The organism is Clostridium beijerinckii, from assembly GCA_003129525.1.
Classification (GTDB): Bacteria; Bacillota; Clostridia; order Clostridiales; family Clostridiaceae; genus Clostridium; species Clostridium beijerinckii_D.
The window spans coordinates 4,113,624-4,130,121 of record CP029329.1 but is presented as its reverse complement, the minus strand read 5'-3'; the positions used below and the strand labels follow the sequence as shown (position 1 = coordinate 4,130,121).

Here is a 16,498-nt window from a genome sequence, read left to right as displayed (position 1 = left end):
TTTGAATATAAAAATTAATGGTAAGACAGTAACAAGTAATAGTTTAACTCTTCATGATTTACGCAGAGAGCATTACGATGATGAAAAAAATATAATATCTATTTTAAACGGATTTCAAACTTTTGACGACTATAAGCTTAGTGAAAATGATGAAGTGAGCTTTATTGAAAAAGGTAAAATGCCCCCGCAAGATGAATTCGAAAGCTTGATGTGTGCAAGACATACTCCACATGTATTTGAAAAAGTTAAAGCTTCCAAGGTAGCAATTGCTGGACTTGGAGGTCTTGGTTCTAATATAGCTGTAAGTTTAGCAAGAACAGGAGTAGGCAACTTACATTTAATTGATTTTGATATTGTAGAACCAAGCAACTTAAATCGTCAGCAATATAAAATTAAACATCTTGGCTTATATAAAACAGATGCATTAAAAAATGAAATTGAAGAAATAAATCCATTTATTAAAGTAACTATTGATACTGTTAAAATTACAGAAGAAAATGTTAAAGGTTTATTTGAAGATGATGAGATTATTTGTGAAGCTTTTGATAATCCAACAGCTAAAGCTATGCTTGTAAATACTGTTATTGAATGTTTTCCAAATAAGAAAATTGTGTCAGCTTCAGGGATGGCTGGGTATGAAAGTAGCAATACAATAATTACAAAAAAAATAACAGATAATTTTTATTTGTGTGGTGATAGAGAAAATGGGGCTATGGTGGGGAGAGGTCTGATGGCTCCACGTGTATCTATTTGCGCAGGCCATCAAGCAAATATGGTTCTAAGATTAATACTTGGAATAGAAGAAATATAAAGTGAAACTTAGCTTCAGAGGGAGTTTTAATCTCCACTGAAGGTTAGTTGAACTAATACCCTCAAGGGGTACCTAGTCTAGGGTCGTGCCACTGTTAGCTCGCACTTTAATAGAAGATGCGAGTATTACAGTGGCTAGACATCAGATAAAGTAAAACAATAAGAAGATAAAGGAGAAGAAAACATGGAAAATAATAATGATAAGCTTATTATAGGTGGACATGAATTTAATTCACGATTTATATTAGGATCTGGGAAATATTCACTTGATTTAATAAATGCAGCAGTTGAAAATGCTGGTGCTGAGATAATTACTTTAGCATTACGTCGTGCTAATTTAGGTGGCACTGCTAATATTTTAGACTATATACCTAAAAACGTTACATTACTTCCAAATACATCAGGGGCTCGTAATGCTGAAGAAGCAGTTCGTATTGCACGTTTAGCTCGCGAAATTGGATGTGGAGATTTTGTTAAAATTGAAGTTATTCGTGATTCAAAATATCTGCTGCCAGATAATTATGAAACATTAAAAGCTACTGAAATTCTTGCAAAAGAAGGATTTATAGTAATGCCTTATATGTATCCAGATTTAAATGTTGCAAGAGATATGGTAAATGCAGGAGCTTCAGCTATTATGCCACTTGCTGCACCTATTGGATCAAACAAAGGGCTAAGTACTCGTGATTTTATTAAAATTTTAGTTGATGAAATTGAACTTCCGATTATTGTAGATGCAGGAATTGGACGACCTTCTCAGGCTTGTGAGGCAATGGAAATGGGAGTTGCTGCTATTATGGCTAATACTGCAATTGCTACAGCAGGTAATATTCCAGCTATGGCCAATGCTTTTAAGAAGGCAATAGAAGCTGGAAGAGGCGCGTATCTTTCAGGGCTTGGTAGTGTACTTGATAAGGGTGCTTCAGCTTCATCACCATTAACTGGATTTCTTGAAGATTAAGGAGGAAAAATAAAAATGGAACAACGTGTTGACCATATGAAATATATGGAGGGTATGGAGGTAATTGAATCTAATGTTATGGATCAAGTTATCTCAAAAATGGAAGCTTATGATTCTGAAAGATATACAGCTCAAGATGTGATTATGGCTCTTAAGAAAGACGTATTAGATATTGAGGATTTTGCAGCTTTATTATCGCCAGCAGGTATTCCTCTTATTGAGGAAATGGCTGAGCGTGCTAAATTAGAAACACGTAAGCATTTTGGGAATTCAATTTATATGTTTACGCCACTTTATATTGCCAATTATTGTGAAAACTATTGTATTTATTGTGGTTTTAATTGTTATAATAAAATTAAGCGTGCGAGACTTAATGCAGAAGAAATAGAAAAAGAAATGCAATGTATTGCGAGTACTGGGCTACAAGAAATATTACTTCTTACTGGCGAAAGCCGCAGTATGTCTGATGTTACTTATATTGGTGAAGCCTGCAAAATAGCTAGAAAATATTTTAAGGTGGTGGGCCTTGAAGTATATCCAATGAACTCAGATGAATACACATATTTACATGAATGTGGTGCAGATTTTGTTACTGTATTCCAAGAAACTTATAATTCAGATAAATATGAAACATTACATTTAGAGGGACACAAACGTATTTTTCCTTATCGTTTTAATGCACAGGAGAGAGCTATTCAAGGTGGGATGAGAGGTGTTGGATTTGCAGCACTGCTCGGATTAGATGATTTTCGTAAGGATGCTTTTGCAACAGGACTTCATGCACACCTTCTTCAACGTAAGTATCCTCATGCTGAAATTGCTCTTTCATGTCCAAGGTTACGTCCAATAATCAATAATGATAAAATTAATCCAAAAGATGTACATGAGAAGCAGCTTCTACAGATAATTACTGCATATAGAATATTTTTGCCTTTTGCAAACATTACTATATCAACTCGTGAACGTGCTAATTTTCGTGATAATGTAATTGGACTTGCAGCAACTAAAATTTCAGCTGGAGTTTCAGTTGGAATAGGTGGCCATAGTGACAACGAAGAGGCTAGAGGTGACGAACAATTTGAGATTTCGGACCCACGTACAGTAGAAGAAATAGCTGATGCAATTGTTAATCAAGGTCTTCAATCAGTTATGAGTGATTATATATATGTATAAAATCTTAGCAATTACCAATCGTCATCTGTGCAATAATGACTTTTTAACACAGATACAAGACATATGTTTATTGAATGAGAAAAACACAGTGATTAAGTCTGTAAGTATAGTACTTAGAGAAAAAGATTTATCAGAAAATGAATATAGAGATTTAGCAACTAAGGTATTAAAGATATGTAAAAATAATAATACAGAGTGTATATTGCATACTTATTATAATGTAGCAAAAGAACTTAATTGTAAAAAGATTCATCTGCCGCTGCATGTTTTAAAATCTAAGCTTGATATTTACGAAGAATTTGATGAAGTTGGAGTGTCTATTCATTCAGTAAGTGAAGCAATAGAAGCTGTAAAGTTAGGTGCAACTTATATTACAGCAGGCCATATATTTGAGACTGATTGTAAAAAAGATCTTGAGCCAAGAGGGTTAAGTTTTTTATCATCAGTATGCAGCTCAGTAAATATACCGGTTTTTGCTATTGGTGGTATTTCACCTAAAAATGCTCAAGAAGTTATTAATGCTGGTGCAGATGGTATTTGCATTATGTCAGGATTAATGAATTGCAAAAATCCGAGTGAATTTATATAAAAAACAAATGTATACATGATGATAAAAATATCAGATGATAAAAAATTCCACTAAAAATATTGATAACTAAAATCGAAACAGATAATGTCCAAACGTTAAAAATCATTGGAAATATGGTAAGCTGAGGATGCGAAAATCGTATTTCACCTCTACAATGAAACCCATGACAACACAAAATGTGTTGTGGTGGGTTATTTTAGTCTTATTAATGGAAACTGGAATGTATTTCATCATTTACGCTATTGATAGTATTTAGCTTGCAAAAGTAGTTATACCAATTACGAAAGTGTGAATGGTTTTGCACATACAACATACAAAAAGTTCGCACTTGTTTTTTAAAAGAAAAATAAGTGTGAACTTTTTTTGTGTTTAAATCCAATAACTTTGGTTAATTTTAAATCGCTTAAGTGTCTCTAGGCAAGTGAAAATCCATTTTTTATGACATTAATTTTAAAATTTCTTTTTAAAATCCTATAAAGGCAAATTTGGCACATATATTGCTATTTAAGTAAAGTGTAGGAATTAAACAAGCTTGTTGTTCATTACTAAATTTAAAGGAGGCAAAAAAGATGATAAAATCTTTATCTAAATTTTTTACAACTATTGTTCAAAGATTTCTTCCAGACCCACTTGTTTTTGCAATGATTTTGACGTTAATTATGTTTGTTTCAGGTATTATATTTACTGGCCATACTCCTATTGATATGATTGGATTTTGGGGTAAGAGTTTCTGGAATCTTCTAGCATTTGGTATGCAAATGGCGCTAATTTTAGTTACTGGTAATGCATTAGCTAGTTCACCGCCTATTAAACGTATTTTGGAAAAGATTGCAGGTGTACCTAAAACACCAGCTCAAGGTATTATGCTTGTTACATTTGTTGCAGCGGTTGCTAATATTATTAACTGGGGATTTGGTCTAATTGTTGGTGCTTTACTTGCAAAAGAAGTTGCAAAAAAGGTACCACGTACAGATTATCGTTTGTTAATTGCAAGTGCCTACATTGGTTTTATGACTTGGCATGGAGGTTTATCTGGTTCAATTCCTCTTTTAGCAGCAACTAAAGGGAATCCAATGGAAAAGGCTATAGGATTGATTCCTCTTAGTGAAACTATTTTTTCACCGTTTAATATCTTTATAACTATTGCTTTAATAATTGTATTACCTTTAATGACAAGGATGATGATGCCCAAAGACGAAGACGTTATAGAGATTGACCCAGCTTTACTAGCAGCAGATGAACTTGCGGCTACTAATACTGACATTGCAACTGAAAAGACATTTGCTGTACGAGTTGAAAACAGCAAAATTATTGCATGGTTAATTGGTATTCTTGGAATTTCATATATGGTTTATTACTTCATGCATAATGGTACTATGGATGTAAACGCTGTAAATATGATTATGTTCTTTGCTGGTATTATTCTTCATGGAAGTCCTTTATCTTATATGCAAGCTATAGTCAATGGAGCAAAAGGAACAGCTGGCATAATGGTACAATTTCCGTTCTATGCTGGAATACAAGGTATGATGGATTTGTCAGGATTAGGAGGCATGATTACTAGCGGTTTTGTTAGCATATCGAATATTCATACATTCCCAATATTTGCATTCTTAAGTTCAGGATTAATTAATTTCTTTGTTCCATCTGGTGGCGGACACTGGGTTGTACAGGCACCGTTTATAATGCCAGCTGCACAAGCACTTGGTGCAGATATGGGGAAAGCAGCTATGGCAATAGCATACGGTGAAGCTTGGATGAATATGGCACAACCATTTTGGGCACTACCTGCTTTAGCTATAGCAGGATTAAAAGTTCGTGATATTATGGGATATTGCGTAACAACCTTAATTGTAGGTGCTTTAATCTTTGGTGTTGGTTTAGCTTTATTTTAATAATTTAAAAAGTAAAATTTAAATCTAGAACTTATAAATCATCTAGTGATTGCAGATTTACACATATTTTTATCAGTTAATAGCCTAGAACTATAATCTGTAAAAATATGTGAAATCTACATGTATTAAAGTAATATTATAAATCTTTTTAGTTTATGAAATTATACAATCATTCAAAAAATATATGGAAAGGATGATAAGAATGAATATAAAAAATATAGCAGTATTAGGTACTGGAACTATGGGACATGGTATAGCATTATTTTCTGCTAAGGCAGGGTTAAATGTAGTTATGTATGGTAGAACAGATGAAAGTTTAGAAAGAGGGTTTAATAGTATAAAGTCTAGTTTAAATCTTTTGAAAGCTGAAGGAAAATTAGATGATAGCCGATGTGAAGAAATTTTAGATAAAATAAAAGGAGTTAAAAGCATTGAAGAAGCTGCAAAGAATGTTGATTTTATAATAGAATCGCTGGCAGAAAATTTAGAGCTTAAACAAGAAATATTTAAGCAATTAGATGAGATTTGTCCACCGAGTATAATTTTAGCAACAAACACTTCAGGACTTAGTCCAACTGAGATAGCTAAATATACAAAATATCCTGAGAGAATAGCAGTTGCTCACTTTTGGAATCCACCACAATTAATTCCTTTAGTTGAGGTAGTTCCAGGAGAAAAAACATCAGAGGATACAATAGTAAAAGTTATGGAATGGGTTGATTATATAGGAAAAAAATCTGTTCGTATGGAAAAGGAATGCTTAGGATTCATAGGAAATCGGCTACAATTGGCACTTCTTAGAGAAGCTTTATATATAGTAGAAAAAGGCTGGGCAAAGCCTGAGGAAGTAGATAAGGCTATGGAGTATGGTCATGGGAGAAGACTTCCAGCTACTGGACCATTATGCAGTGCAGATTTAGGTGGATTAGATATATTCCATAATATATCTTCATACTTATTTGAAGATTTATGTAATTATACTCAACCATCTAAGTTAATGGAAGGTATGGTTGAAGCAGGAAATGTAGGATCAAAAAGTGAAAAAGGTTTCTATAATTGGTCACAAGAATTTTTAAATGAAAGACAAAAGGAACGAACAGAAGTACTTCTATATTTCTTAGAAAGAGATGCTAAGAAATAAACAAAATGCTATTAACTAAAGAAATGAAATGGAGGGGATTAATATGAAGTCAAAGGTAATTTCCATAGAAAAAGCAGTTGGTTTAATAAAAAATGGAGCTACTGTTGCAGTGGGTGGATTTGTTGGATCTGCTCATCCAGAAGAGATTACGTTACAAATAGAAAAACATTATTTAGAAAAGCAAGTCCCTAATAATTTAACATTAGTTTTTGCTGCTGGTCAGGGTGATGGTAAGGACAGAGGATTAAATCATCTTGGTCATGAAGGCTTGGTTCATAAAATAATAGGTGGACATTGGGCGTTGACACCGAAGCTTCAAAAACTAGCTTTGGAAAATAAAGTAGAAGCATATAATTTACCTCAAGGCGTTATATCTCACTTATATAGAGACATTGCAGCTGGAAAACCGGGAACAATTACTCATGTTGGATTAAAAACATTTATAGATCCTAGAATTGAAGGCGGTAAGCTTAATGAAGTTACAAAAGAAGATATTGTAAAATTAATTAACATTGAAGATAAGGAATATTTGTTATATAAAGCTTTTCCTATAGATGTTGTGCTTTTAAGAGCTACTTATGCAGATGAAGATGGAAATGCAACAATGGAAAAAGAAGCTATAACAGTTGATGCGACAGCAATGGCTCAAGCTGCTAAAAATTCCGGGGGAATAGTAATACTTCAAGTTGAAAAGGTAGTAGCTAAAAGTTCACTTGATCCTAGAAAAGTTAAAATACCAGGAATATATGTTGATGCTATAGTTGTTTCATCTTCAGAAAATCATATGCAAACTTTTGGTGAAAGCTTTAATCCAGCATATTGCGGAGATACTAAAGTGCCAGTAGATTCAATAGAACCATTACCACTTAATGAAAGAAAGGTGATAGCAAGAAGATGTGCTAAGGAACTTGTACCAAATGCTGTTACTAATTTAGGCATTGGAATTCCAGAAGGAATAGCTATTGTAGCTAATGAAGAAGGAATTGGAGATCAAATGACTTTAACTGTAGAACCTGGTGGAATAGGTGGAGTACCTGCCGGTGGATTAAGTTTTGGAGCTTCAACAAATCCAGTGTGTATACTAGACCAATCTAGCCAATTTGATTTTTATGACGGAGGTGGCCTTGATTCAGCTTTCTTAGGACTAGCACAATGTGATAAATCAGGTAATATAAATGTTAGTAAATTTGGAACTAAGGTTGCTGGTTGTGGTGGATTTATTAATATAACTCAAAATGCTAAGAAAGTAATATATTGCGGTACATTTACAGCAGGTGGGTTAAAAGTAAAAGTTGGAGATGGCAAATTAACAATAGAAAATGAAGGTAAGGCTAAGAAATTTGTAAATGCTGTTGAGCAAATTACTTTTAGTGGCGAATATGCATCAAGCATCGGACAAACTGTGCTTTATGTTACAGAAAGAGCTGTATTTAAGTTAACTACAGACGGCTTAGTTTTAGAAGAAATAGCTCCAGGAGTAAATTTAGAAAACGATGTTCTAGCTCATATGGAGTTTAAGCCAATAATATCTCCTGAATTAAAGCTTATGGATGAAAATATGTTTAAATAGTTGATTTAAGAAGTTCTTAATTGCAATTGAAAGAATATACCTTGTTCATAAATACCCCGCTAAGTAGATTTTAATACAAATACCTACTTAGTGGGGTGATCTAATTATTATGCTGCAAGGCTTTGCTTTTGATTGACACGAGAATGGATACATATAATAATTAAAAATAAGATATATTATATGTCTAAAATATTAATGTTTATGGGGAGGTATTCTGATGAGGCTTTTTAGTATGCGTTATAAGCTTATGATTATTCTTGCACTAGCAGCGATAGTACCCCTTATGGGGAGTGGCTATATATTAATTCATAGTGCGGAAAAAGCTATGAATTCAGAGAAGGAAAGTAAGCTCTATGGAATAGCAAGAACTTTGGATGCTAGTATGGAAAGTGATTTTGAATCATTATTATCTATAGAAGCTGAGAATGCTTCCCATGACGAGAAGGTACGATTACTAAACCAAAAATTATCAGGGGTTACAGAGAAAATTGTTTCAGGAAATCCAGGAGTAGGAGCTGGTTATTATTCTAAAGATCTCGATTGTATTATTACATATGGACCAAGTTCTGAATATGACTCAACTGTTGGACAATCAATAAGTGAAGAACATTTAGGGCGTGAAGTAATGGAAAAAATGATACCTTTGACTGCAAGTGGCAAGATGGTGAGAGGTAATATTTTAAATGCTATGGTTCCGATTATTCGAGATAATCATGTAATCGGATACGTATGGGCTAACGAAATGACGGAAAATATAGAGAATCAGATAAATGATATGGAAGTTTCAATGTACAAGGTATTGGCTATTGCACTAGTGGCAGGATTAAGTATAAGTATGACTTTGGCAAACAGAGTTTCTAATTCGGTTCGGGACATTATTCAGGGACTATCGGGTTTACGTAGGGATTTTAATTACCGATTTCCAGAGATTAATGGAGAATTTGGAGAGATCGCTTCTGCTATCAATGGAATGGCTCAAAGTTTAATGAATACTCGTTCCCATACAGAAATTATCATGGAAAGCATGGTAGATGGAATTATTACAATTGATAATGATGAAAAGGTAACTGATATAAATACTGCTGCCTTGTGTATTATGGGATTAAGTAAAGATGTGATTGGCATTAATTATAAAAACCTTTTCTCTAGGTATGTTAAAGTCCCTGATATATTGCAAGAAACTTTGCATTCAAGTAAAAACTTTATTGGATATGAATTGGAATTTACTCGTTCTGACGGTACAATTGTTCCCATTAGTGTTAGCACTTCTATGCTACATAATAATCAGGATATATTAGGTGTAGTTGTAGTTTTCAAAGATTTATCAGAACATAAGGCTTTTGAGGATTGTGTAAGGAGAGTAGATCGTCTTGCTGCAGTTGGGGAACTTGCTGCCGGTGTAGCTCATGAAATACGTAATCCTTTATCAGCTATTTCTGGGAGTGTGCAAATTTTGGTGGATGAATTGCCAAAGGATAATTCTACTCGAGTTTTTGGAGACATTGTATTGAAAGAGGTTGATCGTCTTAACGTCGTAATTGAAGATCTCTTGTATTTTGCTAAGCCTTCAAAACATTATGTGACATCAACCAATATCAACGAACTTGTGGAAAATACACTCCTTTTACTTTTACCGAGTATAAAAAAGGAGATTGTTATTTTAGAAAAGCACTTTGATCCATCAATTGGAGCTATTTCTGTTGATGCCCAACTCATTAAACAAGTTTTAGTTAACTTATTACTAAATGCGATGCAAGCTATTCCTAAAGAAAACGGAAAAATCACAGTTGCAACACAAGGAATGAGTAAAGGGATTGAGATTATTATTGAAGATAATGGAAAAGGAATTTATCAGGATAGTTTACCAAAGATTTTTGATCCTTTTTTTACTACAAAAGATACAGGTACGGGTCTAGGACTTGCTGTTAGTAATAAAATTATAGAAATTCACCAAGGATACATTCGAGTTGAAAGTATAGTTGGTATTGGAAGTACATTTATAATATATTTACCATATGAAAGTGTAATTAAGTAAGTATCGTGTAAAGTGAGATATAGAAAAACAAAGAAAAGTAATTTATAACGTTACACAAATTATAAAAAGATTGGATGATTTGATGAAAAGTATTAAGACTTTGCTCACAGTTGTTATTATTCCTATTATTTGCTTATCTATGACTGTACTCGAAGTTACAAGTTATATCGGAACAAAACAGATGGTTGATAAAGAAGTACAGACAACTATGACTTCTACCACTCAATCAACAGCTAAAGAAATTGGATTATGGCTTGATATTAGAAAGGCAGAAATGGAAAGTATTGCAAATTCCCCTATTTTCTTAAAAGGAACTAAGGAGGATATAATGGATTATATGTCTTCTGAAACAAGTCGTCTTCCTATATATAGTGCATTTTGGATTTCAGATGCTAATGGAGATTGGTATTCTGCTACGGGGACAACAGGAAGTATAAGTGAAAGACCTTATTATAAAGAATTACTAGCTACAGGAAAAACTGTAATATCAGATCCTTTGCTTGGGAAGGCCGATGGGAAAATGGCTGTAGTTGTTGCTGTTCCAATAAAGGTCAATGGTACTATTAAAGCTATCTGGGGTGGTAATGTAAAACTTGATGAATTAGTACAATACATATCTTCTATAAAAGTAAAAGAAAATGGTTATGCCTCACTAAATTTATTAGATGGAACAGTAATTGCTAATCCTGATAATGATTTAATTTTAAAATATAATCCATTGAAAGATGAGCAAATTGAACCAAAATTAAAAGAAATATATGAAAATATATTCAGAGGTGAAACAAATGTTGAATACTATGCTTCTAATAAGCAATATATTTCATATACAACTGTTCCAGGAATTAATTGGACAATCAGTCTGATGGCATCTGAAAGTGAATTTACTGGACCACTCGTACAACAAATTTTTAAATCAGCTTTAGCTTTAATTATCACTTTAATAATAGTAATATTTTTATTTCTATTTATGTTAAATAAAATGCTAAAACCATTAAAAACCATAGAAGATATGGCATTTCACATCTCAGATGGCGACTTTAGTGTTACAAAGGTGGAGGTTAATTCAAAGAATGAATTTGGAAGGCTCGCTAAGACCTTTGAAAATATGATAATAAATTTGAGGGGATTTATTGAACAAGTTTCAAGTTCAGCAGATAATGTATCAACTGCTTCAAAGCAATTAACTGAAAGTTCTGAGCAAACTTCGGATGCAGCAAATCATATAGCAACAACTATTATGGATGTATCAGAAGGGGCTAATAAACAAATGGAAGCTGTAAATCAAACATCATGTGCCGTTGAAGAGATGGATAAAAAAATAAAGAATATGGCAGATAATACAGAGAGTATGATTGAAACAGTAGGAGAAACTGCAAATGCTGCACAATTAGGAAGTAAAGCTGTTGATGAAGTAATTGTTCAGATGAGCAAGATTGAAAAAGCTGTCAACAGTTCTGCAACTGTAGTTGGAATATTGGGTGAAAGTTCAAAGGAAATAGGACAGATAGTAGATACAATATCGACTATAGCTGAACAAACTAATCTTTTAGCACTAAATGCAGCAATAGAAGCAGCACGTGCAGGTGAATCAGGTAAAGGATTTGCAGTAGTGGCTGAAGAAATACGAAAGCTTTCTGAGCAGTCTAATGTAGCATCAATGCAGATAGCAAAACTTATTGGTGATATTCAAAAAGAAACTGATAATGTTATAGTTGTAATGAAAGAAGGTACCCAAGAAGTTAGAAATGGAACTGATGTTGTAAATTCAGCAGGTAAGGCATTTAGTCAAATATCACAGGCATTTGAGCGTGTAGCAGTGCAAGTAAAAAGTGTATCTGAGACAGTAAATCAAATATCATCAAACAGTAATAAGATTGTTACTTCAACCTATGAAATAGAAAAAATTAGTAGTGACACTGCAGAAAAAACACAGACAGTAACTGCAACAACAGAAGAACAATGTGCATCAATGCATGAGATTGCCGGATCAAGCCAGAATTTACTAAAGTTATCTGAAGATTTGCATGAAGCTATAAGTAAATTTAAATTATAATAATAATTAAAATATTACTGGAAATTTTATTTTTCAGTAATATTTTTTTGTTTTCGGCTGTTTATTTTGGAAGAAAAACATTCAAGTTATTTTAACTTTTTTTAAACTATAGATGTGTTTCATCTCAAGATGATAAGCTTTCTTATGCGAAATTTATTATTTAGTTATTATAAATTTTACTTTAATATTTATTAGTATATATAACTATAATTTAAATTATTTAAAATATGGAATTTAGTTGAATATTGATATATATTGTAAAATGTTGTATAACTAAATTAGATTAATAATATGTTTATAAAAAGAAAGGCTGATTACAATATGACAGAAAATGTTCGTGTTTTAGTAGCTGATGATGAGCTAAGTTTGAGGATGGTGCTTCAAACAGCACTAAATAAGGTAGGATATGAAGTGGATACCGTTAAAAATGGGAAAGAGGCACTTGGTATGGCACAGGAAAATTACTATGATGTTGCTATCTTTGATATCCGTATGCCAGATATGGATGGGTTGCAGGCATTTTATGAAATTCACAAAATCAAGCCTAATTTACCAATTATTCTTATGACCGCATTTGGAAGTTCGGAAACTGCAGTTGATGCTATGAAACACGGTGCTTATGACTATATATTGAAACCTTTTAACCTTGATGAAGTCAAGATTATTGTCAATAGAGCTATTCGCATGCAACAATTGACTAAAGAAGTTGTATACCTTACGCAGGAAGTACAAGAGATGAGTATGACAACAACGGAGCAATGTAAAATCGTTGGGGAAAGCTCTAAAATCCAAGAAGTATATAAAATCATTGGTCGAGTAGCCAATTCAAAAGCTACGGTATTGTTAACAGGAGAAAGTGGCACCGGTAAAGGAATGGCCGCTAAGGCTATTCATTATGCCAGTGACAGGCGAGAAAAACCATTCATTCAAGTGAATTGTGGTTCAATTCCAGAAGGTTTATTAGAGAGTGAAATATTTGGGCATGAGAAGGGAGCATTTACAAGTGCCTTTTTTCAAAAACCAGGGAAATTTGAATTGGCGGAAGGTGGGACACTTTTTCTAGATGAGATTGGGGAGATGAGTCCAAATCTTCAGGTAAAACTTCTTAGGGTGTTGCAAGATAAGGAATTTGAACGTGTTGGAGGTACGAAAACATTTCATACGAATGTGCGTATTATTGCAGCAACAAACCGTGACCTGGATAAAGAGATATCTGAAAAGCGATTTCGAAAGGATCTATATTATCGACTTAATGTTGTTTCAATATGTTTACCTCCACTTTGCGAAAGGGGAGAGGATATTGTTTTGCTAGCTGATTACTTTTTAAAACGTTTTTCGGGAGAAGTAGGACGAAATGATATGTTTTTTGCACCGGAGGTTTTGGATATTTTTCGTAACTATTCTTGGCCAGGAAATATCAGAGAATTAGAAAATGCAGTGGAACACGCTATTATTATGAGTAACACTCGTGTTATTTTGCCGGAACATCTTCCACTTAATATAAAAGTAGAAGATGTGGAAGAGGGGGGTGACATTGTTATGATAGATGGTTATTTCAAACCTTTGCGAGAAGTATTGTTAGAAGCAGAAAAACGTCACATCTCCGAAGCTATAGAACGAACAAGTGGAAACCACACACATGCTGCAAAACTCCTTCAGATTTCACGAAGAGCCCTTCTTTATAAAATTAATGGGAATAATCGCAATTAATGATTAAAGAGAGTTACACCAACTCTTTTTACACGAATTTAAGAATAAGTTAGAAAATATAGAATAACCAAACAGTCTACTATTCAAGTAATCCTGTTTGGTTAATTTTATGTGCCGCATCAAATGGGGAGAATTTAAATTTTTAAAAGAGTATAGAAAAGGATGAGAATAGGTTCTTCTCATCAATGAACGCATGCATTATAATCAGGAAAGGATAATTTAACATATAATTTTTAAAGTAATAGATTAATAAAGTAGAAATATGTTAGCGAATACGGAAGTCATATATTTAAAAGTATAAATTACTCAAGTAATATAAAGGAGAATTGAAATGGAATTTAGAAAAGCAGTTGAAACAGATGTTGATAATATAATAAACATTATTAAGCAGGCTCAAGCTTACTTTAAAGAACAAGGAATTAATCAATGGCAGGATAATTATCCTAACGTTGAAACAATAGGTAATGATATTGCTAATAAAAATGGGTATGTATTATTAAAAGATAATAATATTGCTGCGACAGTAGCAGTTTCTTTTGATAAAGAAAAAACATATGACTCCATTTATGAAGGTGAATGGATTAGTAATAATGAATATGCAGTTATTCATAGAATAGCTGTTGACAACAAATATAAAGGATTAGGCTTATCATCTCAAATCATCAAAAATGTAGAGCAACTTTGTTTGAATAAAGGTGTACATAGTATCAAAATAGATACACACGAAGAAAACATATCTATGCAAAAGTTGCTTAAGAAAAACAAGTTTCAGTTCTGTGGAATAATTTATTTAGAAGATAAAAGTAAAAGAGTGGCTTTTGAAAAAATACTATAAGTTATTAGAATAATAATTAAACAATTTTACGTATTATAAGGAAGATGTTAAAATATAGAAAAGCTAATTTATTGTGAAAGGAACAAAAAAATGATAAGAGAAGCAAACGAAAAAGATTTAATGGATATTCTAGAAATTTATAATGACGCGATATTGAATACAACGGCTATATATGCTTATAAGCCTCATACTCTTGATGATAGGATACAATGGTATGAAAAAGGGAAGCAAGATGGACACCCATTATTAGTATTTGAGAAAAATGGCAAAGTTATTGCATTTGCCACATATGGGCCATTTAGAGCTTATCCAGCTTTTAAATATACAATAGAACATTCTGTATATGTTCATAAGGATTATAGGAACTTGGGATTAGGAAAGACTTTATTAAAAGAATTAATAGACATTGCTAATAAAAATGAATATGCAACTATGGTAGCATGTATTGACAGTTTGAATGAAAATAGTATAAAAATTCATGAAAAATTTGGATTTAAATATTCCGGTACAGTAACAAAAGCAGGATTTAAATTTGGAAAATGGCTAGACCTTGCTTTTTACCAATTGGATTTAGCTGGGCCTAAAAAACCATTAGAAGAATAAATTAGTAAGCGAAAGAAGAGATTTACTTTAGAATAAGGATTGTATAATGTTACGATAATAAAGTTACGAGGGGGAAGTAAACAATGAACACAAATGATGAAGAATTTTTTGAGGCACTAAAAACAGTATATAGCGTTTTACCAACGCTATTCGTATCTGATGTAGGTATAGGAATAACAGATAAAGAAAAATATGTATTGATTAAGCAGGCAGAAACTTTTAAATTAAGTATTAACGAGGATATGGCAATAGTAAAGGGAGGGGCTTCTGAAATTGCTATGAGAACAGGACAAAGGCAATCGTTACGTTACCCAAAAGAAACTTTTGGTTTTCCAATTACTGCTTATGCAATACCAGTAATTAATCCAAGTACCAAGAATGTAGTTGGAACAATAACATATGCAATTTCTTTACAAAAAGAAAATGAAATAAATGAAATGGCAAATGAATTACAGGCATTTTCAGAAGAGTTGGCGGCATCTTCGGAGGAGTTGGCTGCTTCTACGCAGGAATTATCTACAAATAGTCAAAATGTTAACCATTTAGTAACAGAAACTCAAAGTAGTATTGCAAATATGGATGGTATAATTTCATATATAAAAAGTATAGCAGATACCACAAATTTATTAGGTCTTAATGCAGCAATTGAAGCAGCAAGAGCTGGTGAACATGGGAGAGGTTTCAATGTTGTAGCTGGTGAAATAAGAAAACTTGCTACTAATAGTAAAGATCCAACAGGACAAATTAGTGAAACACTAGCACAGATTAAAATAAATACAAACTCCATAGTAGATGTATTAAGTAATTTTTCTGTCACAAGTGAAGCACAGGCTGCACAAGCAGAACAAATTGCATCTAGTAGTCAGAGATTAAGCGAAGTATCAAGTAGTCTCTTGAAATTATCTGAAGATATGAATAAATAAGAGTCTTTTAATTCACAAACTTAGTATGTATAAGCAAAAATAAGTAGCAGATTTAAATATCACATTATTCAGAAATGAAAGTGTGATATTTTTTTTGCTACACAATTCTAAGTTTTTAAGTATAATCAAAAAAGATGAGATGTTATGGAAGTAAAAATACACAATTATATTATACAACAAATAGAATATTAGAAGAGGAG

At 32.7% G+C, this 16,498-nt stretch carries 13 protein-coding genes; all 13 read left to right on the top strand.

Translation table 11 applies throughout. The features are described from left to right. Nucleotide 1: 1 nt before the first annotated feature. The 13 genes from DIC82_18625 (at nt 2) to DIC82_18565 (ending at nt 16,298) form a co-directional block, all read left to right on the top strand. Nucleotides 2-811, top strand: a complete 810-nt coding sequence (locus DIC82_18625; protein ID AWK52887.1) for a sulfur carrier protein ThiS adenylyltransferase ThiF — start codon at nt 2-4, stop codon at nt 809-811. 183 nt (nt 812-994) lie between these two features. Then, nucleotides 995-1,771 carry a thiazole synthase gene (locus DIC82_18620; protein ID AWK52886.1) on the top strand — a complete coding sequence of 259 codons (777 nt, stop codon included), beginning with the start codon at nt 995-997 and terminating at the stop codon, nt 1,769-1,771. 15 nt (nt 1,772-1,786) lie between these two features. Further along, nucleotides 1,787-2,944, top strand: a complete 1,158-nt coding sequence (locus DIC82_18615) for a 2-iminoacetate synthase ThiH (GenBank protein ID AWK52885.1) — start codon at nt 1,787-1,789, stop codon at nt 2,942-2,944. Further along, nucleotides 2,937-3,533, top strand: coding sequence for a thiamine phosphate synthase (locus DIC82_18610; GenBank protein ID AWK52884.1), 597 nt, complete (start codon nt 2,937-2,939; stop codon nt 3,531-3,533). Before DIC82_18615 ends, DIC82_18610 begins: the two co-directional genes overlap by 8 nt. Before the next feature lie 569 nt (nt 3,534-4,102). Further along, on the top strand, nt 4,103-5,428 hold the full coding sequence (locus DIC82_18605; protein ID AWK52883.1) for a TIGR00366 family protein: 1,326 nt from the start codon (nt 4,103-4,105) through the stop codon (nt 5,426-5,428). A gap of 202 nt (nt 5,429-5,630) precedes the next feature. Then, complete coding sequence (locus DIC82_18600; protein AWK52882.1) at nt 5,631-6,569, top strand: 3-hydroxybutyryl-CoA dehydrogenase; 939 nt, start codon at nt 5,631-5,633, stop codon at nt 6,567-6,569. A gap of 43 nt (nt 6,570-6,612) precedes the next feature. Continuing rightward, complete coding sequence (locus DIC82_18595) at nt 6,613-8,139, top strand: acyl CoA:acetate/3-ketoacid CoA transferase (GenBank protein ID AWK52881.1); 1,527 nt, start codon at nt 6,613-6,615, stop codon at nt 8,137-8,139. A 217-nt stretch (nt 8,140-8,356) separates the two neighbouring features. Beyond that, nucleotides 8,357-10,174 carry a two-component system sensor histidine kinase AtoS gene (locus tag DIC82_18590; protein AWK52880.1) on the top strand — a complete coding sequence of 606 codons (1,818 nt, stop codon included), beginning with the start codon at nt 8,357-8,359 and terminating at the stop codon, nt 10,172-10,174. 82 nt (nt 10,175-10,256) lie between these two features. Then, nucleotides 10,257-12,227, top strand: coding sequence for a hypothetical protein (locus tag DIC82_18585; protein AWK52879.1), 1,971 nt, complete (start codon nt 10,257-10,259; stop codon nt 12,225-12,227). Nucleotides 12,228-12,518: 291 nt separating this feature from the next. Further along, nucleotides 12,519-13,937: a two-component system response regulator gene (locus DIC82_18580; GenBank protein AWK52878.1), complete on the top strand. Its 1,419-nt coding sequence runs from the start codon at nt 12,519-12,521 to the stop codon at nt 13,935-13,937. A gap of 331 nt (nt 13,938-14,268) precedes the next feature. Continuing rightward, a complete protein-coding gene (locus DIC82_18575; protein ID AWK52877.1) occupies nt 14,269-14,772 on the top strand; it encodes a GNAT family N-acetyltransferase in 504 nt (167 codons plus the stop codon). A gap of 90 nt (nt 14,773-14,862) precedes the next feature. Next, nucleotides 14,863-15,375 (top strand): N-acetyltransferase, encoded by a 513-nt coding sequence (locus DIC82_18570; GenBank protein AWK52876.1) that lies wholly within the window; start codon nt 14,863-14,865, stop codon nt 15,373-15,375. A gap of 83 nt (nt 15,376-15,458) precedes the next feature. After that, complete coding sequence (locus DIC82_18565; GenBank protein AWK52875.1) at nt 15,459-16,298, top strand: chemotaxis protein; 840 nt, start codon at nt 15,459-15,461, stop codon at nt 16,296-16,298. Nucleotides 16,299-16,498: the final 200 nt, after the last annotated feature.

Coding starts and splice junctions, on each gene's coding strand:
- DIC82_18590 (AWK52880.1), top strand. CDS start 8,357: ATGAGGCTTTTTAGTATGCGTTATAAGCTTATGATTATTCTTGCACTA.
- DIC82_18615 (AWK52885.1), top strand. CDS start 1,787: ATGGAACAACGTGTTGACCATATGAAATATATGGAGGGTATGGAGGTA.
- DIC82_18605 (AWK52883.1), top strand. CDS start 4,103: ATGATAAAATCTTTATCTAAATTTTTTACAACTATTGTTCAAAGATTT.
- DIC82_18585 (AWK52879.1), top strand. CDS start 10,257: ATGAAAAGTATTAAGACTTTGCTCACAGTTGTTATTATTCCTATTATT.
- DIC82_18620 (AWK52886.1), top strand. CDS start 995: ATGGAAAATAATAATGATAAGCTTATTATAGGTGGACATGAATTTAAT.
- DIC82_18565 (AWK52875.1), top strand. CDS start 15,459: ATGAACACAAATGATGAAGAATTTTTTGAGGCACTAAAAACAGTATAT.
- DIC82_18575 (AWK52877.1), top strand. CDS start 14,269: ATGGAATTTAGAAAAGCAGTTGAAACAGATGTTGATAATATAATAAAC.
- DIC82_18595 (AWK52881.1), top strand. CDS start 6,613: ATGAAGTCAAAGGTAATTTCCATAGAAAAAGCAGTTGGTTTAATAAAA.
- DIC82_18610 (AWK52884.1), top strand. CDS start 2,937: ATGTATAAAATCTTAGCAATTACCAATCGTCATCTGTGCAATAATGAC.
- DIC82_18580 (AWK52878.1), top strand. CDS start 12,519: ATGTTTATAAAAAGAAAGGCTGATTACAATATGACAGAAAATGTTCGT.
- DIC82_18600 (AWK52882.1), top strand. CDS start 5,631: ATGAATATAAAAAATATAGCAGTATTAGGTACTGGAACTATGGGACAT.
- DIC82_18570 (AWK52876.1), top strand. CDS start 14,863: ATGATAAGAGAAGCAAACGAAAAAGATTTAATGGATATTCTAGAAATT.